Annotated in this window: 1 protein-coding gene and 1 pseudogene; both read right to left on the bottom strand. The window is 53.0% G+C overall.

Annotated features, from left to right (window positions below; translation table 11 throughout):
• Positions 1-539, bottom strand: a pseudogene (locus ACIQYF_RS23695) (hypothetical protein); the annotation flags it as partial.
• Between the two features lie 6 nt (positions 540-545).
• A complete protein-coding gene (locus ACIQYF_RS23690) occupies positions 546-1,196 on the bottom strand; it encodes a hypothetical protein (protein WP_402866716.1) in 651 nt (216 codons plus the stop codon).
• Positions 1,197-1,571: the final 375 nt, after the last annotated feature.

Genomic DNA, 1,571 nt, shown 5'->3' with positions numbered 1-1,571 from the left:
CTTTGGCCTTGAACGATCCAGGCAGAGAGGGATTCCCAGGGGACGAATAAAGGCTCTGTGACGCCGTCGGGCATAAAGCAGACTTCGCGGCGCTGACGGTTGAAACGGGTGGGGATGACGCTGGTGAAAAGTTTGTGGGCTCCTAGCCAGACGTAAAAGCACATGGCTGATCCAGCGAACCACATGAACAGAGCGTAGCCCCAGATAGCATAAAAAGAATCTACCGCAAACTCCAAACTCTCGGCAGAGCTTTCCCCCAGCGCCAAAGCCATAATCCAGCATAAAAGCGGGAACCCGAAAACCATTAGGCAGACAGAAGTAAACGGCACTCCCAACCATATTTGATACGAATAAACATTCGGCTCCCCTCCTCCAAAATCCAAATAAGTGTCGTTGTAATCACTGATATACGGACAACAAGGCTCGGCCTCGGTAGGCAGGGGCAAGGGAGCCAAATAGGTCTGTCCACCGCCAGGAAAATACTCAATATCGCTAGCTTTCTTTAAAACGGATGGTAGTTCGTCGATTTGAATAGCCATCAGAGTTCACCGCCCTCGTCGCGAGTTGGCGTCGCCGCGATACACCTCGGCAAATATCTCGGTGATCGGCTTTCGAGGCGAGCGCTTGATCAGGGCTTTAACCTTGGCGCTCAAGCGCAGTAATTCGGCGCTGGGCTTGGCCCATTGCTCCGGCGGCAAGGGTTCGGACCATTCACGCATGGCCTGCGGCAGCGCTCGGCGGCCGACTTTGGCGATGCGTTTTATCTCCCACTCCACCAGATGATTGGGCAAGGTCCATAACGTCATCACGTGGTAGACATACCAAAAGAAGCCATAGATCCAACCCACTTCTTTCGCGCGAATGCGCCGATGCAAACTGGCGCGGGCGTTGCGAAAAGTGTGCAAACCTTCGTGGGAAGGGTCGCCGGGTTCATGCAGCTCCAGCGGATCTTGAATGGCTTGCAGGTCGTTGAGTTCGTACTCCATATAACCGCGCACAGCCTCCCAATTGGAGATTGCCAGTTGCAAGGCGCCGCATTGAAATTCGACACGAACCCACTCGCCCTCATGCTCAAACCCCATGCCCATTCCGTAGTGGCGAGTGACGCCGTATTGGCTCGCGCTTTGGCCTTGAACGATCCAGGCAGAGAGGGATTCCCAGGGGACGAGTAAAGGTTCAGTGGCGCCGTCGGGCATAAAGCAGACTTCGCGGCGCTGGCGATTGAAACGGGTGGGGATGACGCTGGTGAAAAGTTTGTGGTGTTGGAGCCAGATGACGAAACAGAGAGCTGAGGATGCAAGCCACATATACGCTGAGAATTTCCAGGCAAACAGAAAATAGTCCACCGAAAACGCCCAACTCTCTGCTGAACTATATCCCGAAGCCAAACCTATGAACCAAAATAATAGTGGGGCTCCAAAAGCGGTTAAACAGAAAAAAGTAAATGGCCCGCCTAAATTTACTTGATATGAAAAGACATTCGGCTCCCCTCCTCCAAAATCCAAATAAGTGTCGTTGTAATCACTGATATACGGACAACAAGGCTCAGCCTCGGTAGGCAGCGGTAAGGG

It is taken from the genome of Pseudomonas sp. NPDC096917, from assembly GCF_044762555.1.
GTDB lineage: Bacteria > Pseudomonadota > Gammaproteobacteria > Pseudomonadales > Pseudomonadaceae > Aquipseudomonas.
Note: the sequence above shows the minus strand (reverse complement) of the source record. Positions and strands in the feature narration are given on the sequence as shown.